Raw genomic sequence first — 21,599 nt, 5'->3', positions numbered from 1 at the left:
TTCTCTGCTACGCTTCCATCTTATCATTTTGTATTCGCTTTCTTTGGCAGTATCTTTGTTAGCTTTGGTGTTATTATTGGATTCTATTTTTACTCTAAGATCGACTCTGGTACTATTTTTAGGTTCTTGTAAAAATTTTAGCTTTTTAACAATGGAAGCGTAATTATGATCTTCGTACCTTCATTTCGTTTGCTTGTAATGTTAATACCATAGCGCTCTCCGTACAACAATTTGATTCTGTCATCAACATTCCGTATACCGATCCCGGAGAATAATTGGCGTTTGTGCTTCGAGGCTGGCAGCTGTTCTTCTTTCATCAAATTCGGATCAAGGTCCATCCCATCACCATTATCTACAACTTCGCATACAAGCTGATCTTCCTGAACGGCGATCATGATCAGAATTCTTCCCTCATCTTTAAGATTGAATGCATGAAAGAACGCGTTTTCGATAAAAGGCTGCAGAATTAGCTTTGGCATATGATAATCCAAGCTTTCAGGCTCCACAAAATAATTCACGCGGATCTTTTCACCGTACCTTACATGATTGATATACACATAATGCTTCAGCGATTCTAATTCCTGACTAACAGGTATAGTGGATTGAACATCACTGACAGTATTTTGCAGGAGTGAGATTAGCGAATTTATCGTGCCAGCTGCTTTTTCCTTGTTGCCCTGTTGCACCAGAAATTTGATAGAAGCCAGTGTATTGTATAAAAAATGGGGATTGATCTGCATTTGAAGGGCGGCCAGCTCCGCATTACGCTGCTGCTTCTGGGTCTCCATCAACCGATCAACATAATCATGTAGGGAATCAAGCATAAAATTAAAGGCATTGCCTAGCTCCTTAACTTCATAACTACTAGTGGCGACATCCACGTGGTTATCGAATCCTCCCTTAGGAATACTCGACATCTGTTCAACGAGTACACGCAGGGACTTCGTCATTTTCCTTGTAATTAAAAATACAATAATAAGCGAAATGGCTACGATAGCCATGATCGTCAACGACACTGCTTTGGCATTAACCATCTGCCCAGTCACAGCTTTCTTATCGATCAGATTTACCAAATAAACATCAAATTCAGGCAAGTATTCCGAGAATACTACCCGTTCATTCCCCATCACATAGACAGATTCTCCATTGTCTCCTGTGCTCTGTTCATCAACTACTTCTTGAAGCAGATGTTGATCGTTCAGCCCAATCAGCTCTGTCCTGTTGCTGGATACGATTTGCCCTTTTGCATTCAGCAACACAACATCATTACCTTCACTCGTAAAATTGGCATAGAAGGCCTTGAAATCGCTATCACGAATTGCAATGTACATAGTGCCATAGATACTGCCGGTCGAATGATCAAATAGAGCTTTAGAAGCCACTAACATGATCTCTTTCTTATGGGTTTGACCATCCTCTTTTTGATAAAGCTGGTACAGAATTTGCTGAGGATGAGCCACTGTCGCTTTCGTAATCGGGTGGTTCTTCAATTCTTCAGCAGTAGCAGACCAATACCAAGGGTCAGTTGAGTAACTTCTGCCATTCGCACCTACAATCATAATCCCCACATCAAAAGCACTGAGGTTGGAGCGGACTGCCCGCATGCTTTCTGTCATCTGGTAGGTTTTGATAGCGAGTGTCAATGAATCCGTCTCTCCCCCAGACAAATAGCTGCGGATGGCACCTTTCTGAGCTGTCATTGTAGCACCCGTAGCTACAACGTTGTTGTAGGACTCCAAGTTTGTCTTCATCTGATTTAGTAGTTTGCCATTCGTTATGCTGAAGGTCTTTAAGAATAAATTTTCTGACATACGGATGGTAATAGACAAAGTCAGCAGGGATACAGCAACAATGCTTATGAGGGTCACAAGAAAAAGCTTGAGAAATAGGCCCTGCTTTCTAATCTTGTTAATGATAGTTCCAATCATGGTCGCTCTACGTCCCGTCTTCGGTACTGGCTCGGAGAAATACCAGCCTGTTTCTTAAACACTTTAGTAAAATAACTCTGATCCGAATACCCCACACTAGCGCTGATATCAGAAATTGTTTTTTCCGTCGTCACGAGTAACTCCATGGCTTTCTCCAACCGGACCTTGTTCAAATATTCATTAAATCCTTCACCATTCTGAGCAGTGAAATGGCTCGATAAATAAGAAGCGTTGAAATGAAACTGCCGCGCAACCCCAGTCAACGAGATGGGATCAGCGTAATGAGTCTGAATGTATTCAAGCAATCGCGTCATATTGGGATTGATCGTTAGGTTCGTCTCACCAATCGCACGTTCAGCTTCGCGAATAAAGGCTTCAGCAACAGCGATTGCGTCTCCGGCATACATCGCTTCATCTATTTTTCGAAAGAAGTCGTATTTGGATTCCTCCAAGCCTCCGGTCTCATACTTCATTTTTCCAAGTGTGGTCGCTACGTTAAATATAAAATTCCCCAATAACGATTTGAATTCGAAAATATCGGTCCGATAATCCATCGAACGGAGATGAACATATTCCAGAAATCCAGTGAATGCCTTCTGGTATTGCTTACGTTTCAGTTGTTCCATTAATTCGCCCATATCATATTCCTGATATGCACTCGGAAGGCTGGGCAAATGATCATTTTCAATTAAGCTTCGATCCGGCAAGTAGAAACTGTATCGTGTAAGCTTTAAATAATTGTCTCGATAAATCTCCCCCAGCTTATTAAAATCCGTAAAGCTTTGACTGATAACGAAATGTGTTTCTCTCGCCCAATGGTCCATCTCCGAGACTAGATATCGGAGCTCTATAACAAGCTCGTCCCACTGTTCCGGCTTTGCATTAAGCAAATATATAACCGAATCATTGACAAACTTCAGCCGAATAAACACTGTATCGCCCAAAGGGAGCTTACTAAGCCCTTTTTCTATTTTTTGTGTGAAAGTTAACCTATCCCCAGAATCTTTAATATGTTTCATATCCGCTCCGAAAAACGCGAATAGTGTGTGTGGAAACTTTGCATGAAGCAAAGCAGACTCAAGCCCAGACTCATATCCGGTCATAAGCTTCTCGATAACTAGCAAAACTTGCTTTTCCCCAGGATCCTTTCCTTGATCGGTCATCTCCATCCCTACCAATTTAGCAGTGGTTTTATTTAGGATGGTTAACAGATAATCAGCTTCCAACTTTGGCTTCAGAATGTAGTCCGCTACACCACTTTGAAATGTGGATCGGACATAATCATATTCACTGAAACTACTTAAGACGATTACTTCAATATGAGGGTATTTCTCCTTAACGATCTTGACCAGTTTCTCCCCGCCCATTATTGGCATAACAATATCTGTAATGATCACATGAGGATTAACCTCATCCATCATATTTAGTGCTTCAAGACCGTTAGCAGCCTCACCAACAATTCGATACCCTTCATTTTCCCAATCCAAAAGATGTTTGATTCCTTGTCTTACAAGCATCTCATCATCAACAATCATAATTTTGAATATTGGTTTCATTTCTTCCCCCTTGCAGCCCTGAGAATGATTATGCCTTTTTCCTTGAATTGAAAATCTCTTTGTAACCGTTTTCTTTTTATTCGTTAGTATACAATACATCCAACAAGGAGCAAGCTCCTATACAAGTAAAGCCGTAAGCTTACTTAAAAATTGTTCATTCCAAATAATATGCCCCACCGACAAATATGGTCAACCTCTCATTTTCATTCTATGAAATATTCTTAAGTTAAGGACAAGAACTTCTACATGATAAAACAAAAAAAGCCGCGATAATTGCAGCTTCATTGTTAATGAAACAATAAGCCAAATAAATTATTTATTGGCTTATAGATAAAGATAATAAGAAACAGCGGACTGGGGATGTTCAATTTTAACAACGAGCAGAAGGTCGCGCCAAGACCCAAAATCCAAAAAATAAAATATACGCTAAGATCACGCACTCGGCGCTTTCGCATTAATTTAGGCAAATCAAGTGCCATACAACCTACAGCAATCACCAAGAATAACAGTACTAGCATTTGACTTCACTCCTTGATTTTTTCAAGAAAAGAATTATCTGTGAGACCCACGCGGTTAATAACTGCTGAGGCTTTGTAATGGATGCGCAATGATTTAAGGTAATCGTCACCCTTTTGTTGCTGCAGCTTTGCCCAAGCTTTAGGGCTGGCATGGTAGATCGATTGTCCGAATCCCATAATATCAACATTGAAACGATCATTTACATGCTCCACAGTTTTTTGCATCCGCTCTATAATCCGCTCCTCTGTTTCCTTTTCCAAACGTTTTATAGTGCTTTCCGATTCCAAATTTTCTACACTTTGCACTTCTTCAATATTGCAAAGCGTCTTAACACTAAGGTAAATATGCGGCTCCCCATTAATGATTTTCACTTTGCGTTTAGTTGTAGCCTGGATCGCTTCGATTACTATGGGCTTTCCGTCTTCCCCTGCGATCGAGCCAGAATGTGCGGTTACCTTATCGTTGATATAATTGTAACCAATCGTTTCTCCCTCGTTTAGCCAACCGATCAACTTGTCTTTTTTGAACACAGCTACAGTATGGTATTCCAATCTTGCCTTAGGCATTGTTCGCTCTACATTGCTTTTGTCTTCTCCATCTTTGGGATCTCCTATAATTTTCACTCCGGTTAGCACAGGATTCTCACCTTCAGACAATAAATTCTCAATAAAATCATCCAGCGTGACAGCGACTGTTTTTGCTGAATCTTTATAAGAATTATCCAAAGAGCTAAATAATTTGTTCGCTGGTAATTTATCCATAGGTGTAAGGACATTCAAGACATTGCTGGCGGTTGTATCTCTGGCAACCATAACGTAGAAATCCATCCGGGGTTCCCGACTTCTTTTAAATACATCGAGTATCTCACCCACTCCGGTGCGGGCAAGCTCCTCCCCAATCACCAACACCCGGATATGACCGAGATAACTTGACCTAGAGCTATCCAGATTCAGCTTACGCAGCGCATCATAAAACGTAGGTACAGTAAATTTATATACAACCACTGGGACTCCACTGCCTCCCCCTCCTCCATTCGTTTGGGAGGAAATCGCAGATGGAATAACGACCTGCATCGAAACGGTATAACCTTTTTCTGCCTTGTCAATCCCTATCCCCAAGACAAAAGCTATCTCATTCAGCTCATTTCTTTCCCAACAGCCGCTTAGCACTAACGTAAATTGGAGAGCTATCATTAATCGAAGAACGCCTCTAACTAATTTTTTATTCATTTGGTTGGTTCCTTATCACTGGATGTGCTTTGACGAAACAGGTTCTGCGTCTTATTCTCAGCAGGCCTTGTCTTTAAAAACGGCCACGGAAAGCGAAAAATAGAGTCTTTTAAATCTTTGGAATTATACGGTCCGAGCGGACTCATATAAGGCATTCCGAAAGAACGCAGACTCGACAAATGCAATACGATGATGAAAATACCGAAGAGAATTCCATATAATCCGATAAATCCGGCCAAAGCTATAAGCACAAAACGGATCATCCGCGCAGCTATAGACATTCCTGTCTCCGGAATAACAAAACTAGAAATGGCTGTTAGCGATACAATAATGACCATTGCGGATGAAATAAAACCCGCTGCTACCGCGGCTTGTCCAATCACCAACGTTCCGACAATGGAAATCGCCTGACCAATATTTTTGGGTATCCGCACCCCGGCTTCCCGCAAAATCTCATAAGTCATTTCCATGATCAGCGCCTCAACAAAAGCAGGAAAAGGAACACTCTCCCGCTGGGCAGCTAAACTGATTACAAGATTGGTCGGTATCATCTCCTGGTGATAGGTAGTAATCGCAACATACAATGAAGGGGCAAGCAAAGTAATAAAAAATGAAATAAAACGAACTAATCTCAGCAATGTTCCAATATCAGCCCTTTGGTAATAATCCTCAGCTGACTGGAAAAATGCCACAAAAAATGTGGGCACCAGCAGTACAAAAGGAGTTCCATCAACAAGAATGGCCACTTTTCCTTCCAAAATACCCGCTGCAATCGTATCCGGACGATCACTGTTGTATACGGTAGGAAAAGGTGTAACTGCCGTCTCTTGAATAAACTCCTCAATATATCCACTCTCGAGAATACTGTCCGTATCTATTTTATTCAGACGGCGCTTTACCTCTTGCACCAGTTCCTTATTCGCGATGTTACTTAGATACATAATGGATACGCTGGTTTGAGTCACCCTTCCGATCTGAACGGTTTCCAGCCATAAATGGCTATCTTTGATTTTTCGCCGAACCAGTGCCGTATTCGTCCGTAAATTCTCAGTGAATCCTTCCATTGGACCCCGAACAACCGACTGTGAGCTAGGCTCCCCTACATTACGATCTTCCCAGCCTGGTAAGCCGATCCGCAGAGCGCTGGATAACCCGTCAAGCAGCAGCATTATATTACCGGACAATAAATGATGAATAAATTGGCTGTAATCGTCAATGACGGCTATATCGCCGGCTATTAATATCTGTTTCTTAATCATCTCAAACTTCCGCTCGGGAGAAAGCCCCCTCAGCTGTTCGTAAGGAATGTGTTCCTGCAAGGAATACAAAATTGAATTATGCAGCACCTGAGTATCCACAAGACCATCTATGTAAATCAAAGAAATATGAGTGTTCTCTTCTATCTGCAACTCTTTTATCACTACATCAGAGCTTTCACCCATCAATTGGTACAAATTAGCAATATTAACTTCCAACCGGCTTGATAATGTACCAATCTCCGTATCTTTCATGATGCAGCCTCCACTTCTCCATAGATAGATGAGTATAGTTTGATGTTAATTATGATAATTATTCCTTCGGATTAAAAAATCGGGATGGCATAATTCTGGTAACTACAACCATACTAAAACTAGTCCAATAAATTTGAGGGGGTATATGAGTTTGGAGAAAGATCGAATTAGTACCAATCAAATGATTATACTCGGGCTATTCACATTTATTGGGGATATGGCGCTTGTGTATCCGGCGTTAATGATATCAGGAGCGAAACAAGATGCATGGATTGCTGCTTTGATTAGTATTCCCTTGGGTCTAGTGACCATAAAATTGTTACTCTGCTTAGCAGACCTTGAACCCAACAAGAATATTATCGAGCTTAGCCTACAAATTTTAGGAAAATGGGTCGGAACTGCTGTGGCCTTATTCTATTTAGGGTTCTTCCTGATTGCTGCCTCCACCTACATAAGAGAAATTGAAGATTTCATGTGTACACAGATTTACGAGAAAACACCCGGTGGGGTTATTCGTTTCATGGCCATTTTCCTGCTGGTATATGGGGTACGACTTGGCCTAGAAACATTGGGCCGGGCAGCTCAGCTTTTTTTTCCTTTATTTGCAGTTTTTTTGATCGGTCTGCTGCTCCTGCTGACCCCCGATGTCAAAATGGAACGTTTATACCCCATCTTAAACACACCAGTACCGGACATGCTTCATACTTTGATGTATGGTGTTTTTTATCCTTTTGGCGAATTGTGCGTGTTTCTAATGATATATCCTTATGCTCAGAAAAATAGCAAAACAAGCCGGGATATTTTCATAGCCTTGATCATCGGAGCTCTGGGCCTTAACCTCATCTTATTGTTTTCCCTTACCGTTCTAGGTGTTTACGCTTCTGAACATCAATTTTATGCCGCTTATATTCTTGCTCAAAAAATTAATATTGCTAATTCTCTGCAACGTATTGAAGCGCTTATGGCTACAGCATGGATTATCAGCACGTACTTCAAAACAGCAGTTTATTACTATGCTTTAACCTTAGGTACAGCCCAATTATTTAAACTCAAAAGCCACCGTCCTCTGATCATACCTACTGGATTTTTGTTATTCGGTATGTCACAACTGATTGCCAAAGACATCATTTTCTATGTAAAGGAGATCCCCGCCTACTGGGTAGATTGGGATTTCACCTGTGCATTTGTTCTGCCGCTTATGTTGCTAATTGTGTATCAATTTAAGAAACGCCGTGCTTCTAAGGTTTAAACGACATTAGATTATGGACAAGTGAAATTAAGATTGTAGATACGAATCCCGCTTAATGATCTAATTACGCTCCGCTAAAATAATTGGGGAATTTCTCCCTGAAATTTCTGGGATTTTCGTTCATTAGACTAATGATCAGGGAAAACCTCCCTAAATTTCAGCTGATTCGTTAGCAATTAAAGAAATTCCCCTTATTATTAGGGAGGAATTCCCTAAATTCGTTCATTTAGAGCGAATATTGGTTGTTTTCAGGGAGTTTTTCCCTAATTAGTTTTAGGCCGGCTTCGCACACTCATAAACGCAGACAACACAAACGGCCCCCGCATACTGCTTATCGCACCGTCCAATAGATATCGTCCCCAACAGGTATCACACAAAATGAATATTCCGCCGCCCAACCTAATGGCATAGAATACTTTGTGTGCGTAGCCCATAGTCTATTGGCTACAGCAAGAATCCGCTTATAGCCTTTTTACTAAAAAGAAGCTGCCTCATAAGTAGTATTCACTACTTTTGAGACAGCCTCTTTATTCATAAGTTTCTTGTATGAAGTAAATCTATTCCTTCTTATCCAAAGAAATCGAGGACGGAGTTACATCACTGACAGGTTCTTTTGCCACTTCAAAAGTGGATCCGCAGGCCGGACAAAAGCGTGCCTCGATCGCCACATTCCCACCGCATGCTTTGCAATGCTTTACATCGGACAACTCAGCAATTTGCTGAAGGTTCGTCTCAATCTCAGCCTTCAATTCGAGAATACGATTGATATTAGTCTCGATTTGCTCACTTGGCAGTGGTCCTGCACCTTGAGTTACGGCTTCAAATAACAGTTTGCCCATGACCTGATACTGCTGGTCAATATCATTTTGCTTACCGTTATTTTGCAGCTTCAACCGGTTAATCTCCACCACTGTTTTTGCTTTATTCCCAGCCTCGCTTACCCCTGCTTTTACTTTGTTAAAAAAACTCATATTCAGCCCCCAATTCCGTAGTAGTCATATATAAGCATATTTCGACACCGCCAGAAGTATTCCTTTCTTTATTGTACCTAACTTCGTCCATGGTTTGTAGCCTATAACCGATTTACTACCCCTTTCCCCGCCTTCCTGCGGGAACGAACCTCGACTCAGGTCTGGTATACAAAACCGCCTCCAGGCCGTTTTTTCGCATGCAAAAAGACATTAGAATGAGTACATAAGCAAACGGGTTGCAGGATTCAATAACAATCACACCCATACGAGAGGAAGAAAACAATAAATGAAAAAATTATATCGTTCCCAAAGTGATCAGAAGATAAGTGGTTTGTGCGGAGGTCTTGCTCGTTGGTCTGGTATTGATGCTACAGTAATCCGTCTCGTTGCTGTTGCCGCAGCATTGTTCAGCTTCGGAACAGTACTTATCTTCTACGTCATCGCTAGTATCATCGTTCCTAAAGAACCTTTTAACAGCTTTTCAGATGGACATGATTTCTATTAATAAATCGTCGTTTAATACAAACTAACCCTAATCCAACCATAAAAAAGGAGAGATAGAACATGAGTCTATTAAAAAGAATTTCCACAATTACTAAAGCAGCCCTACACGAAGGTTTAAACAAATTAGAAAACCCGGTGTTGCTGACAGGTCAGTATTTACGTGATCTTGAAAATGATATCGCTAAGGCGGAACGCAATGAGCGTGATCTGCAAGTTACAGCAAGTGTGTTGGAACGCCGTAAGCAAGAATATACTCAGTTAGTAGAGCAAAGTGAAGCCGAAGCCGTTCAAGCAGTTGAACAAGGAAATGAAGAAAGAGCTCGTCTGGCACTCATAGCCAAGTTACGGTACGTAGAACAGTTGGAAGAGTCCATAAATAGCCAAGTACAAACTAAGCAATCCCTTGCAGAGCTTGAGATCAATATCGCTAGAGCAAAAGAAGAGCGTGAACATCTCAAAGCGAAAAGAACTGAACTTATCGCTCGCGCTCAACAAGCGACAGAAACACTCAACTCTGCTCCACGTTCTTCTACGAAAGGTCTAAATGTAGGATCAGCTTCACAAGGTTTCGAACGAATGGAAGAAAAGATTTTCGAGTGGGAAGCATTGGCGGAAAACTCCAAAAATAAATTCAATACAGGCACAGGAATAAGTCCTTCCATCGATCCTAACCTGCGTAGCGCCGTTGACATCGAAATCGAGCGAATCCGCAACCGTAAAACCAACACTGAAGTAAACACTGAGAAAAAATAAATAGGACAACAAGCCTCTTACTACTCAGCTATTGTGCTGAATAAGGGGCTTGTTTTTTACTTCTTTTCATCCCGCGAATCCATTTTTTCGTTTCTGGATCCACACGATAAGACTCAGTGATTTTCTGCAAAGCTTTGTTGTAAGTGAAATCATCTAAGCTGTTGTTTCTCAAATAACTCATCGTAGGCTCTGGCAATTTCACATAACAAATCGAAAGCGCCCAAGAAACCGCCATTTTTACATAATAGCCTTCATGACTGACCTTATCGAGCAATTGTAAAATCCGGCTGATATACGCCTCTTCAATAAAGAAATTAAGCATCATTACCACAGCAAAACGGATTTCATATTCTTGATCTGACAATAGGTAAGGCATTATAAACTCCCACACCCGTTCTTTATTCTTTACGGTAAACTTCAGGCCTGTGCAAAAGCTATCGCATACGGACCAGTTATCAATTCTGGGAATAAAGTCTGCGATATAACGTAGGATTTCTTCAAGATCTGTCTTCACGTAGCCAAGCACCATACCTTGCAGCATCACTTCTTCAAAATAATCTGTCTCGGCATGCTCCAAATAGGCTCTCCAATCACCCTTTGCAATGATTTTGGCAAGCTTGCGCAGTTCCGGTAGCCTGACGCCTATAACATTATCTATCGTCGGAATTAAGGCCGCAGAAAACTTCTGGTAGTCCACCTCTGCCAAATTCAATAGCTGTTCTCTTATTGTTTTTTCCATAGTAGTACTCCTTACCCGTCCATTATTCAAATGAAATTTCCCATAAATATATAGAAGCCACAGAACCCAAAGGAGAATAGTTTAGCCGGTATTGTTCAAATTGATCTTTGGTAAGCTTATCAAGTCCATACAGCTTCATCATCCCCCGACGAATCGCAATATCTCCCCAACTGACCACATCCCGTCGTTCCATAGAATGGATTAACATCATTTCTGCCGTCCATTTGCCAATGCCCTTTAACGTCATAAGTTTTTGTATAACCTCTTGATCTGATAACCCAGGCAATTCCTCCAGCTTAAAATCACCCTGAGCGACCAAATTGGAAATCTCATGGATACATAGTGCCTTTTTCATCGTCATCCCACAGCTTTGAATCTCATCCGCCGTATGTAACGCTAACTGCTGCGGAGTGATGTCTCCGAACTGAGCCAACATTCTGTTCCAAATGGTCCGAACCGCTTTTACTGAAATAAGCTGTCCTACTATAGCATAGATAAGCGCAGTAAAAAGATCCGGTATAATTACACGTTCCACTCTGCCCATCCGTGCCATAGCTGCGCCAAGTACTGGATCCACACTTCGGAGATAATCTATGTCTTCTTGCCCATAATCAAAAAACTTAGTAATTACGCTGCTCAAAGTGTTTCCTCCCGTATCTGATAGTGATGACCCTAATCCTAATATACAATACCTATTTGGCAGTGTACGGATTGTTGAATAGAATAGCAAGATAGCGAAACTGGAAAAAGCCATAACATCCCTAAGATAGGTGGTTATGGCTTATTGTAGCGCATAGGCTTATTCATTCTGAATAATGTATTTTTATGCTCGCAGGATTCTTTTTTCTTTCGCTGCCCTTAGCCATATGGGGAATTCATTCAGTAGCTGATCATACAGATCTTCATCAGTCACCTTTTCAATTTGGTCCAGATGAATAAAATTGGCGTTATCCACCAAACGTCCCTTCATCGTATCAAGTTGCTTCAATACTTCAAAATCCGAGTTACCAATTCCGACAAACTGCCAAAAAATTGGTTGGACCGAAGCAGCCATAATCACATTTTTAGTGGATTTCACTACACCACCATCGTTAATAAATATGATAAATACCGGTGTAGAATCGGGTTCTTCCTCCGTATATTTTTTAATGATATCCTCCATTACTGGCGGTTCATTATTGCGGCCAAACTTATGAATGGTACGATTATTTAAAATATGTGTAAACACATATCTTCCTAAATCCTGCTCTGTCACAGGTGGCAGCCGGCTAAACTCCGTATCGTACACCCACACATCTAACGATTGGTTATCATCAAATTTGCAGGCAACGGCTAATATACGCTCAACTACTTCTTGAACGGTTCCATTATTATAAAGATTTCTCATAGATCCTGTAATATCCAGGACAACGCCTACCCTTGCGATGACTCCTGTCAGATTCTTTTTTTCTAAGGTGATCTGAACAATTTTTTTACGTAAATCAATAGAGGACAGTACATTCTTCTCTTCATAACGGATCGTCTCTAAAGGTAAGGTTAACTCAGCTGTGGCCGCTACCTCAAGGTTTCCTTCGTCTTCTTCAATAACGAGCCCATAGTTTGTACATAAAGCAGCCAATCCTCCCTCAAAGCCACTTCCAATTGCACTGAATTTCCACTCTGAACCATAGCGATATAGCTCTCCAACCACAATAGCTGTCTCCGTCGACAGGTCAGAGCCATACTCGAAAACGAATAATTCCTCACCATTAGCAGCATCCACTAAGCGCAGATAAGGAGAGGTTATTTGCTTCATAGAGTGTCCTAATTTTTCTCCTTCATAGATCGTTAAAGTTAAAGCTATTCTAGTAATATCCTTAGGAAGTCGAGAAAGCGTAATGGCGATAGCTTCTTTATCCCCTTGTTGTAAGACACAATGAGTTACAGCTTCGTCTATAGACAACGGATTGCCATAAAAGATAAAGTTCTCATCGCGTTCGCAACGGTTCTGTTCTGACAGTAAAAAAGCAGCAGAGTCTATGCCAATCCTAATATCAGCAGTCATCCACCCAAATTTCAGCAAAAGCTTGTTCACGTTTCTCCCTTTCGTAATATCCACCTTTTGCCCCTTTATAAGCCGCACTCTACCATCTCCTTATTTTTACTGAACAGCTCATTGTGATTCACTAGATTGTATTTATCATTTTACTACTTTAATATGAAACGTATATATGATAGATAAGGAGCTTTACGAATGGACTTTATAGCAATTGACTTTGAGACCGCGAACTCCAGTCGATCCAGCGCATGTGCCTTGGGACTTGTGGAAGTTAAAGCTGGAAATATAACCGCAGAGCATTCTTGGCTAATTGACCCGCAGCAGCGGTTTGATGGCATGAACATTTCGATACACGGCATCACACCATCAATGGTAATCGGCCAACCTACTTTTCAAGAGCTATGGCCCACCGTTGAACCTTTACTACACGGACAAATCGTCGTGGCGCATAATGCTGCTTTTGATATGAGCGTCCTGCGTTATTGTCTCGATGGAATGTCCCTGAGCTACCCAAGCTTCCAATACTTATGTACCTATTTATTAGGCAAAAAAATGCTGCCCGACCTGCCCTCCCATAAACTTAATGTAGTCTCCGATTTTTTCGGCATTACGCTAAAGCACCATGATGCCTTGGATGACGCACGCGCAGCCGCTGCAATTCTAGTAAAACTTATGGAGCAAGAGGAGCACTATGATCCTCTATTGCTCTCTGCCAGTCAAGGATATACTAGCGGAACGATGTTTGCCGGTGGGTATACCCCATTTTCGACTCGCGCGAAAAAGCCTGCTAAGAAACAAGGCACTAAACATAAACCCTCCATTTATAGCAGCCGCGCCACTTTGTCCAAATAACCAAAGAACATCAAAAACCCCCAACCAGCTCCTTTCTGCTGATTGGGGGTTTGGTTTTACAGGGTATCTCTTAAATCTTCAAACGATACACAGCCTTATTCTCTAGACCTCTGATGAACGGTGTCCATTCCTCGGTCTCCGGTGTGGTATCCAAAGCATCCTCCACCATTTGCAGCTTCGCATCCATCGCATCGATATGATGCAGAGCGACTGCCTCAGCTGTCTGTGGCTGAACAGGACTCCCCCATTCGCCCAGATTATGATGTGACAATACGAGATGCTGTAACGCCATAACCTTTTCCGAATTCAAATCAATATCTAAGCGGATAGCCGCTTCCGTGATCCAATTAGACGCCATCGAGATATGGCCAATTAATTTGCCCTGAACGCTGTATTCCGAGACAATCCCAAGCTGGGAGACCATCTCCTCCGGCTTCGCGATATCATGCAGAATGATCCCGGCCTTCATTAGATCTGGATTCAAGAACGGACGCTGCTTGCACAGAAAATCACCGATTTCCAGCATACGCACCATATGATAAGCAAGTCCGGCAAAATAAGCATGATGATGTGTTTTGGCTGCCGGATAATGCATCAATTTCTCTTCCACTTTACCCACACAAAAAGAGACAATTGAAGCAATTTCCGGATCCGAAATACTTGCCATAACCCCTTTAATCGTATGAATAAGGTCTACTGGACGAATTGGGGCAGAACGGATGAAATCCGTAAGTGCAACGCCATCCTCATCGTTAACCAACCTGATTTTAGTAATTTTTATTTGTAATTTCTCACGATAAGTATGAGCAATCCCGCGTACCTTCACAAGCGCCATAGGAAAAAAAGTTTCTTTATCGGTTGTGCTGGCATCCCAATATTTCGCGGATAATTGTCCAGTGGAATCCCCCAGAACGATGTCAAAATAATCTTTTGGAGGAGTGCCGTTCGTTTGTTTAATTGCCAGCTCTCTTAAAAGATAAAAGCCAACAAATTCATCTTGTGGAGCGAGCTGTTTAATTTGTGTCATGTTGGAGCCTCCTATTAATAACAGGCTTTCGGCCTGCTCTCTATATTAAACTTTAGACACTCACCTCCAAAATCCCTTTAAATCACTATACGATCTATTTTCATATTTATGTACAAGCCAAGAATATTTGAAAAAGGAGGCTACTCCCCGGCCATATTCTGGCACTGGAATATCCTCCTTTTATTATAAAACGATAATTATTTACCAGCCGATTCAAGTGCTGATTTAATAGCTTCTACCGCTTTAGCGGATATTTCTTTCTCTGCATCATTTTTTCCGAAGACTGCTGGACGGTAACCATATTTGTGCAGGCTATATCCGGTCGATGTCGACTCGATTTCACCTTTCACTGCCAGCTCCGCGTCCGTTAACTGATTGATTGTTCTTACACTTCCGTTTTTATCCAAATAATAAACGAGCATTTTGACAGGAACACCATACTCTACATTCACCATAACATTTACAAGCTTATCGGCACTTACACCAATGAAGATTCCATCGAAATAAGCCGCTTTATTAGCTTCTACAACCTCAGCTTTTCCGTATGCTCTATCCACCGCAGTCTTTAAAGCCACGCTGCTGCTAGTTGCACCGGACACAGCATCTACTTCCTGCACGCCTTCTCTAGTACCTGCTGCGAGGAAGCTAGCCGTCAACTGAGGAATTGCTTTTACCACCTCAGGGTAAGCAGCGTTCCCTCTATCTACAAGGTTCATTCCTACACGATACAATGCTACATTTACGATTTTGCCGTTACGCAGGGTAACGTCCGCTCTGTTCGTTCCTTTATCATAAGCATCACCAAATGCAGTAAAGGTTCCGTCTTTATAGGTTCCTTGGACTTTGGATGCATTGGTCAAAGCATCTGTCAGTGCTGCTTTAGCTGCTACCGACAATGCTTCTTGGCCTGTAATATCGGCCATTTGCACACCTTTTTCTAACAGCCCGGATGTGAGTGTAGCTACCCATCCTTTTTGTTCTGCACTCAGTTTATCGTCAGCAATCAGCTTGCCGTCAGCTCCAAACAGACTTACTTTAATGCCTGTTACCGCATCTGCATCAACATCAACTAGCAGCAGCACTTTAGATTGATTATCTACTCCGGCAAATTTGCCGTCAAAATATTGACCTTCAGCAGGAACCTTCAGCGCCTTCTCAAATGCTCTTTCTACAGCTTGGTTCCAGCTGTGACTACTTTCCGTAGCTCCGGAAATTCCGTCAACCTTTTCATCATAGTTAGCGATATATGAACCATTCGCTAGCAGCTTAGCTGTCATAGGAGCATTTGCTTTTACTACTTCCGCATAAGCTGTTGCCCCTCTGTCAATCAGGTTGTTGCCAAGTCTAAACAGCTTCACATCAACCAACTTACCGTTGCGAATCACGATGTCAGCTCTTTCAACGCCAACACTTCTTGCCGTACCATAAGAGGAATAGAATCCGTCTACATAAGCAGATGTATTGTTGATTATTGCATTCTGCTCAGCATCCCAGAAAGCGTTAATCGCTGCTTTAAAGTCGGCTTCAAGACCTGCAACAGGTTGTGCCTCTGTTCCTTTGGCCAGCAAGGCTGGAGCTATAGCTGCAACCGCTGCCGCTTGCTCAGCTGTGTAAGCTTTCTCCTCAATGAAATCACCAGCGCTGTTCATAGGATACACTTTAACATCTGTGAGCTTGTTGGATTCGTAGGTCGCAAATACAGAATATTTACCTGTAGGATCTACGCCCATATGAACTCCATCAAAGTAAACGGCATTTGTATCTTTCACTGTTAGAGCTCTTTCAAACGCTCTATCTACAGACAATTTCCAGCCATTACTGGAGCGGGTAGCTCCCGAAACAGCATCAACTGCCGCTGCTCCATCTCTTGTTTTGCCAAGCAATCTATCCTTCATCAATCCATAAGCTTGCCATAAAGCACTATAATTGTTACGGGCATCTCTATCAATCAGCTTAGGACTGGTTCTCAAAAGCTCAATGCTAGTAATTTTGCCATCTTTAATTTCGATCTTGGCACCTTCCGTGCCTTTGGAGTATGCATCGCCATAAGCTACGTAAACTCCATCTTGGTATACGTTTTCATTAACTGTAACAGGCTTTGCTGTAGCCACAGGCTTAACAGTTTCCGCTGGTACTACTGTCGCTGCTGGTGCAGCGGTTGCTTTTGGGGTTGCTACTGGTGCTGCTGTAGCTTTTGGGGTTGCTGCTGGTTTGGCTGTTGCCTTTGGCGTTGCTGTTGGTTTTGCCGTTGGCTTTGGCGTTGCTGTTGGTTTTGCTGTTGGCTTTGGTGTTGCTACTGGTTTTGCCGTTGCTTTTGGTGTTGCTGCTGGTTTTGCCGTTGGTTTTGCTGTTGGTTTTGCTGCCGGTACATCCGCTTCTTCGGAGGCTGCCGATACTGCATCCACCTTCAAGTTTACAGCAGGCACATTAAGTGTGTAAGCAAACGGCGCTAACAATATAGCCGCGCTAACCGTTAAAGAAATTAGTTTTTTCAATGAAAATTCTCCTTTACCAAACCCCAGTGATATGTAGCTTTTTGTTAACCAAACCTTTTTCGTACGATGCGCCCCTTCTCTTCTTATGAAGCATAACTTCTCTCTTCATAAGAACTCATCCCCCCTCTCATGCTTTTGCACGCTCGATTTTCAATAAAAAAATATCTTGAATCTATTTCATTTCTTCCTTTTAACACAAAGCTGCATAAAAGGTGAAATAATTCACATAAGTTATTATAAAAACACTTACACCCGTTTTCCATCAATTTCTGGTTTGATACTACCAGACCTTTCTGCGGTTCTTCTGTATCGAAAATCACACACCCTATAAGAAACATCACTATTTGCGATTAAAATTAATTTATACACGCAAAGTGATCTCAATAACTGTGCATTCAAGGTTAGCTATGCTATTTTAGAACGATCTCTTATATGGGAAAGGAGTTCTGTGCTTTGAGCAAACAGCCACCTATTGGAGTTATACTCGCCCAAATCGGCACCCCTACTGCACCAACTGCAAAAGCTGTACGGCCTTATCTGAAACGTTTTTTATCAGATCGCCGAATCATAGATTATTCTCCTCTGCTGTGGCAGCCTTTGCTGCGAGGCGTGATTCTGCGTTCACGTCCACGCCGGTCCGCTGAGCTGTACAGTCAAATATGGACAACCGAAGGATCACCACTGCTCCTTCATTCTTCAGCTCAGCAATCTGGATTGCAAGAACTGCTGGGTCCAAGGTATCAGGTAGAGCTTGGATTGGCTTATAGCGAACCCAGCATGGAGCAAGCGATGGCGAAATTCGACACGGCCGGAGTTACCCGAATTATCATTGTGCCGCTGTTTCCGCAATATTCGTCCACGACTACCGCATCCGTATTCGATCAGGCCAGCTTTGCAGCCTTAGGTCGCCAAAGCTCCACTGGTCCTGTAACTAAACGTCTGATTCCGGCTCTAAGATTTATTGATGCCTACTATAATGAGCCCGGTTATATTTCAGCCTTGAAGTCACACCTGCTGCGTCAAATGGAGATTCTGAGCAAAGAACCTGATTATTTTGTACTGACCTTCCATGGGATTCCCAAACGGTATGCGGATACCGGTGATCCTTATCCGCAGCAATGTATGGAAACCGCGCGTCTTCTTGCTTCTGCTATGAATTGGGAGCCCGAACGCTGGCAGCTTAGTTTTCAATCACGTTTCGGGCGAGAAGAATGGGTAGGACCGTCTACAGCGGATGTTCTGGGAGAGCTTGCCGGACGAGGAATACGTAGACCTCTGATTTTTTCACCGGGTCTTGTGACCGATTGTCTGGAAACGCTGCATGAGCTAGCCATAGAAGGACGAGAACAATTCGAGGCTGGTGGAGGACAAGCAGAGGAATTTATGGCAATTCCCTGTTTGAATAACCATGAGGATTGGCTTGATTTTTTGGCTGAACATGTAGAAAAAAATGCCCAAGGGTGGTAAAACAAAAAACCGTCTTGTCCACAGATCATCTCTGTTGCAGACAAGACGGTTAGCTATATCAATTGTTAAGCATGAAGAATCGAAAGGATACTTATGCTGTAAGCTGCTTATATTTCGTAGTCAGTTCATGGAACCACTGCTTGTCCTGTAAGGTCAACGCAAAATCAATCAGCTCGGCAATCTCACTCGGCTGTAAATCTGCTGAGTCATTAAAGGATACTTCAGCCATAGCTGTAGCTGCGCCATTCCCATCCTCTGCGTAATCATAAGAAAAACATAACTTAATGTCACTTTCCAGAAATTCATTACGAAGGAAATATAATACCTCACACATTAACACAGGTCTAACATGATCATCAAAGACACATTCCATAACCTTTGCCCAATATTGCTGGTTGTTGAGGTGTAACTTATCATTAGTTAAGAGATATTTCTCACCCTGAAAATCGGTGACAAATCTCAGTTCAAGCGGCTTCATCTTAAAAATAGTAGCAATTTGCTTCATGCTAATATTCAAAATATCTTGCGTTTCTAGTCTGATCATCTCTCCATGCACCTCGTCCCTCTTAGTTGGGTTATTCGAAACCTGCCATTATCTATAATTCTTTATATGCCATTATTGTAAAATTAACTCCATTAATTCACTTTAATTTTATCTAATTTAACATTATTATCGTCACCTGACTATGCTTTATTTATATTTTTTTAGGATTTCGCTCAGAAAAATGTTTCATTCTCTAAAAATCTGTTTAATATTATTGTTCATTACAATAAGATGTATAAAGATTACGCATCATGTGAAGCTTTTACTTTCTTATATTTAAACAAAAAAACTGTTCTGAATGGTCATTACGACCTCAGAACAGTTTTTCGCATTAGGATTATGCTTCAGTTAATTTACTTAAACAAACAGTGGCACTAACTGTATTCCCTCAGGTGAAATCCGCACGAGTCCTTTATCGGTGATACGTAACGTTGGGATAACCGCCAGAGCAAGCAGCGATAAAGTCATAAACGCGTAATTCAAAGTACAGCCGGCATCATACAACGCTTTGCTGATCGCAGCTGATTTCTCAGCAGCAATTTCAAATGGCTCTGTAGACATTAGGCCTGCAATGGCCAACGGGAATAACGTTTCTCCACTAGAAGTAATTACGGCAACCCCACCTTGAGCGTCCGCCACCGCATTCGCAGCTTTAGCCATTAACTCATTATCATTGCCGATGACGAGTACATTATGACTATCATGAGCAACAGTCATTGCGATAGCAGCCGGCTCTTTAAAACCGATGCCTTCCACAACAGCCACTGATTTATTTCCTGTTCCTTTATGCCGTTCGAGCACAGCGATTTTACACAGACCCTCCACAGCATTTACATCCAACTGCCCTGCCACTACAGGTACCGAAACTATACGTTCAATGGTCTCTACATGATTTTCTCTTACTTTAATAACTCTTGCAGTAAGTTCACCTGTTTCAATTGGAGCCGCGATAATGAAATCTTCGGCGGTAGGACGCTGTGGCAAATGAACCGAAGCCAAAACTTCCTCTGGATAAGTGAATTTAGCAAGCTCTGCCGTCATCACACCATTTTCGGCAACTACTACACCCGCGGCAATCGTAAGTACCACGTGAACATCGGCCAAATTCCCGTCCAGCAGAATAATATCCGCAAAAGAACCTGGAGTAATAGATCCGATATCCTGAGACAACCCAAAACGCTCTGCTGTATTAATAGTTGCCATTTGGAAGGCTGTTACTGGTTTCACGCCTTGAGCAATCGCATGGCGAACAACGAAATCCATATGACCTTCGTCGCGTAACGATTCCGAGCTGCGGTCGTCAGTTACCAGCATCATGCGGCGCGGATCAAGTCCACGCTCTGTATGAGCGGTGATGGTCTTGGCAACATCATGCCAAGCCGAGCCCCGGCGCATTTTGGCATACATGCCCAGTCGAACGCGCTCAATCACATCGTCTGCTGTAACACACTCATGATCACCAGTCACCCCTGCCGCAGCATACACTGGCAGTCTCCAGTCGCTGGAAGGCCATGTGAAATGACCGTCAACAAATCTGCCTGCCCGCAGCGTAGCTTGAATCTCTCCAAGCATTTTCTCATCGCCGTAAACAACGCCAGGGAAATTCATCACTTCGCCCAGAGCAATCACATCTTTGCCCCAAGTAAAAGCTTCGGCAACTTCTTCAGGACCCATTGAGGCACCCGTTGTCTCGAATTCCGCACCTGCCGCAGGCACACAAGAAGCCACCTGCATGTAAGCAGCTAACGGCGTACCCCGCATCTCATCCAGCATCAATTGAATACCCTTCAGCCCGAATACATTAGCAATCTCATGCGCATCAAAGAAACCACCTGTTGTGCCAAGCGGCAGAACAGCGCGGGAAAATTCAGTAACGGTTAGCTGGGTGCTCTCAATATGGCAGTGGCCATCGAGCAATCCCGGAGCTATATACTTGCCGTTCGCATCAATAACTTGCGTTCCTTCGCCAATCATATGTGTCACATCTTTACCAACATAAGCAATTCGTCCACCTTGAACACCAACAGACATTCCTTCTAGAATTTCACCAGAGCATACATTAACCAGCTTTCCACCTGTAATTACCAGTGTTGCCGGTTTATCGCCTCTTGCCGTAGCCACAAGCTCAGGTACACAATCTGCTAAAGGCTTTCTTGTAAAAGTTGTCATCTTCATCTCTCCCCCGTTAGTATCCAAGTGTTGTCTTGATGTAGTGAA

18 protein-coding genes and 1 pseudogene are annotated in these 21,599 nt (G+C 42.5%); 5 read left to right on the top strand and 14 right to left on the bottom strand.

The genetic code is table 11. The annotated features are described in order from the left end of the window. Positions 1 to 137 precede the first annotated feature (137 nt). From NYE72_RS06770 to NYE72_RS06750, 5 genes are all read right to left on the bottom strand, one after another. Positions 138 to 1,928, bottom strand: coding sequence for a sensor histidine kinase (locus tag NYE72_RS06770; RefSeq protein WP_339211591.1), 1,791 nt, complete (start codon positions 1,926 to 1,928; stop codon positions 138 to 140). Next, positions 1,925 to 3,484 (bottom strand): response regulator, encoded by a 1,560-nt coding sequence (locus NYE72_RS06765; RefSeq protein ID WP_339211589.1) that lies wholly within the window; start codon positions 3,482 to 3,484, stop codon positions 1,925 to 1,927. Before NYE72_RS06765 ends, NYE72_RS06770 begins: the two co-directional genes overlap by 4 nt. A gap of 287 nt (positions 3,485 to 3,771) precedes the next feature. Further along, the gene (locus NYE72_RS06760; RefSeq protein ID WP_036675888.1) at positions 3,772 to 4,002 is read right to left on the bottom strand and encodes a hypothetical protein; all 231 of its coding nucleotides are present in this window, start codon (positions 4,000 to 4,002) and stop codon (positions 3,772 to 3,774) included. A 6-nt stretch (positions 4,003 to 4,008) separates the two neighbouring features. After that, positions 4,009 to 5,232: a Ger(x)C family spore germination protein gene (locus NYE72_RS06755; protein ID WP_038569271.1), complete on the bottom strand. Its 1,224-nt coding sequence runs from the start codon at positions 5,230 to 5,232 to the stop codon at positions 4,009 to 4,011. After that, entirely contained in the window at positions 5,229 to 6,743 is a 1,515-nt protein-coding gene (locus NYE72_RS06750; RefSeq protein ID WP_076099516.1) for a spore germination protein, read from the bottom strand. The genes NYE72_RS06755 and NYE72_RS06750 overlap by 4 nt, the downstream gene beginning before the upstream one ends. 145 nt (positions 6,744 to 6,888) lie before the next feature. Between NYE72_RS06750 and NYE72_RS06745 the strand changes: the two genes are divergently transcribed. Beyond that, complete coding sequence (locus NYE72_RS06745) at positions 6,889 to 7,992, top strand: endospore germination permease (protein ID WP_038569268.1); 1,104 nt, start codon at positions 6,889 to 6,891, stop codon at positions 7,990 to 7,992. Between the two features lie 557 nt (positions 7,993 to 8,549). Here NYE72_RS06745 and NYE72_RS06740 read toward each other — a convergent pair. Further along, positions 8,550 to 8,963, bottom strand: a complete 414-nt coding sequence (locus NYE72_RS06740; RefSeq protein WP_036679993.1) for a zinc ribbon domain-containing protein — start codon at positions 8,961 to 8,963, stop codon at positions 8,550 to 8,552. 286 nt (positions 8,964 to 9,249) lie between these two features. Here NYE72_RS06740 and NYE72_RS06735 point away from each other — a divergent pair, with 286 nt between their 5' ends. Both NYE72_RS06735 and NYE72_RS06730 read left to right on the top strand, forming a co-directional pair. Then, the gene (locus tag NYE72_RS06735) at positions 9,250 to 9,468 is read left to right on the top strand and encodes a PspC domain-containing protein (protein ID WP_038569266.1); all 219 of its coding nucleotides are present in this window, start codon (positions 9,250 to 9,252) and stop codon (positions 9,466 to 9,468) included. A gap of 59 nt (positions 9,469 to 9,527) precedes the next feature. Further along, positions 9,528 to 10,220 carry a PspA/IM30 family protein gene (locus NYE72_RS06730; protein WP_076099515.1) on the top strand — a complete coding sequence of 231 codons (693 nt, stop codon included), beginning with the start codon at positions 9,528 to 9,530 and terminating at the stop codon, positions 10,218 to 10,220. 28 nt (positions 10,221 to 10,248) lie between these two features. Here the strand turns inward: NYE72_RS06730 and NYE72_RS06725 are convergent, their stop codons facing one another. The 4 genes and pseudogenes from NYE72_RS06725 to NYE72_RS06710 form a co-directional block, all read right to left on the bottom strand. After that, positions 10,249 to 10,959: a DNA alkylation repair protein gene (locus NYE72_RS06725; protein ID WP_036679998.1), complete on the bottom strand. Its 711-nt coding sequence runs from the start codon at positions 10,957 to 10,959 to the stop codon at positions 10,249 to 10,251. 22 nt (positions 10,960 to 10,981) lie between these two features. Beyond that, positions 10,982 to 11,599 carry a DNA-3-methyladenine glycosylase gene (locus tag NYE72_RS06720; protein WP_076099514.1) on the bottom strand — a complete coding sequence of 206 codons (618 nt, stop codon included), beginning with the start codon at positions 11,597 to 11,599 and terminating at the stop codon, positions 10,982 to 10,984. A gap of 183 nt (positions 11,600 to 11,782) precedes the next feature. Continuing rightward, entirely contained in the window at positions 11,783 to 12,454 is a 672-nt protein-coding gene (locus NYE72_RS06715) for a VWA domain-containing protein (RefSeq protein WP_256717363.1), read from the bottom strand. Between the two features lie 111 nt (positions 12,455 to 12,565). Then, positions 12,566 to 13,081 (bottom strand): annotated as a pseudogene (locus NYE72_RS06710) (TerD family protein); the annotation flags it as partial. A 111-nt stretch (positions 13,082 to 13,192) separates the two neighbouring features. On the opposite strand from NYE72_RS06710, the gene NYE72_RS06705 reads away from it, so the two are divergent. Next, positions 13,193 to 13,849 (top strand): 3'-5' exonuclease, encoded by a 657-nt coding sequence (locus tag NYE72_RS06705; RefSeq protein ID WP_036680002.1) that lies wholly within the window; start codon positions 13,193 to 13,195, stop codon positions 13,847 to 13,849. 70 nt (positions 13,850 to 13,919) lie between these two features. Here the strand turns inward: NYE72_RS06705 and NYE72_RS06700 are convergent, their stop codons facing one another. Together NYE72_RS06700 and NYE72_RS06695 are read right to left on the bottom strand one after the other, a co-directional pair. Next, the gene (locus NYE72_RS06700) at positions 13,920 to 14,876 is read right to left on the bottom strand and encodes an HD domain-containing protein (protein WP_036680004.1); all 957 of its coding nucleotides are present in this window, start codon (positions 14,874 to 14,876) and stop codon (positions 13,920 to 13,922) included. Between the two features lie 197 nt (positions 14,877 to 15,073). Beyond that, on the bottom strand, positions 15,074 to 17,371 hold the full coding sequence (locus NYE72_RS06695) for an FMN-binding protein (protein ID WP_339211586.1): 2,298 nt from the start codon (positions 17,369 to 17,371) through the stop codon (positions 15,074 to 15,076). A 453-nt stretch (positions 17,372 to 17,824) separates the two neighbouring features. Here NYE72_RS06695 and hemH point away from each other — a divergent pair, with 453 nt between their 5' ends. After that, positions 17,825 to 18,838 carry a ferrochelatase gene (gene hemH / locus NYE72_RS06690; RefSeq protein ID WP_179088415.1) on the top strand — a complete coding sequence of 338 codons (1,014 nt, stop codon included), beginning with the start codon at positions 17,825 to 17,827 and terminating at the stop codon, positions 18,836 to 18,838. Positions 18,839 to 18,929: 91 nt separating this feature from the next. Here the strand turns inward: hemH and NYE72_RS06685 are convergent, their stop codons facing one another. Both NYE72_RS06685 and NYE72_RS06680 read right to left on the bottom strand, forming a co-directional pair. Then, entirely contained in the window at positions 18,930 to 19,382 is a 453-nt protein-coding gene (locus tag NYE72_RS06685) for an IDEAL domain-containing protein (protein ID WP_036680123.1), read from the bottom strand. Positions 19,383 to 19,739: 357 nt separating this feature from the next. Next, positions 19,740 to 21,557 (bottom strand): adenine deaminase C-terminal domain-containing protein, encoded by a 1,818-nt coding sequence (locus NYE72_RS06680; RefSeq protein WP_038574201.1) that lies wholly within the window; start codon positions 21,555 to 21,557, stop codon positions 19,740 to 19,742. Between the last annotated feature and the right edge of the window lie 42 nt (positions 21,558 to 21,599).

Source organism: Paenibacillus sp. FSL L8-0333, assembly GCF_037965665.1.
Classification (GTDB): domain Bacteria; phylum Bacillota; class Bacilli; order Paenibacillales; family Paenibacillaceae; genus Paenibacillus_AQ; species Paenibacillus_AQ odorifer.
Note: the sequence above shows the minus strand (reverse complement) of the source record. Positions and strands in the feature narration are given on the sequence as shown.

Coding starts and splice junctions, on each gene's coding strand:
- NYE72_RS06725 (WP_036679998.1), bottom strand. CDS start 10,959: ATGGAAAAAACAATAAGAGAACAGCTATTGAATTTGGCAGAGGTGGAC.
- NYE72_RS06755 (WP_038569271.1), bottom strand. CDS start 5,232: ATGAATAAAAAATTAGTTAGAGGCGTTCTTCGATTAATGATAGCTCTC.
- NYE72_RS06705 (WP_036680002.1), top strand. CDS start 13,193: ATGGACTTTATAGCAATTGACTTTGAGACCGCGAACTCCAGTCGATCC.
- NYE72_RS06700 (WP_036680004.1), bottom strand. CDS start 14,876: ATGACACAAATTAAACAGCTCGCTCCACAAGATGAATTTGTTGGCTTT.
- NYE72_RS06735 (WP_038569266.1), top strand. CDS start 9,250: ATGAAAAAATTATATCGTTCCCAAAGTGATCAGAAGATAAGTGGTTTG.
- NYE72_RS06770 (WP_339211591.1), bottom strand. CDS start 1,928: ATGATTGGAACTATCATTAACAAGATTAGAAAGCAGGGCCTATTTCTC.
- NYE72_RS06760 (WP_036675888.1), bottom strand. CDS start 4,002: ATGCTAGTACTGTTATTCTTGGTGATTGCTGTAGGTTGTATGGCACTT.
- NYE72_RS06685 (WP_036680123.1), bottom strand. CDS start 19,382: ATGATCAGACTAGAAACGCAAGATATTTTGAATATTAGCATGAAGCAA.
- NYE72_RS06745 (WP_038569268.1), top strand. CDS start 6,889: ATGAGTTTGGAGAAAGATCGAATTAGTACCAATCAAATGATTATACTC.
- NYE72_RS06680 (WP_038574201.1), bottom strand. CDS start 21,557: ATGAAGATGACAACTTTTACAAGAAAGCCTTTAGCAGATTGTGTACCT.
- NYE72_RS06730 (WP_076099515.1), top strand. CDS start 9,528: ATGAGTCTATTAAAAAGAATTTCCACAATTACTAAAGCAGCCCTACAC.
- NYE72_RS06765 (WP_339211589.1), bottom strand. CDS start 3,484: ATGAAACCAATATTCAAAATTATGATTGTTGATGATGAGATGCTTGTA.
- NYE72_RS06740 (WP_036679993.1), bottom strand. CDS start 8,963: ATGAGTTTTTTTAACAAAGTAAAAGCAGGGGTAAGCGAGGCTGGGAAT.
- NYE72_RS06750 (WP_076099516.1), bottom strand. CDS start 6,743: ATGAAAGATACGGAGATTGGTACATTATCAAGCCGGTTGGAAGTTAAT.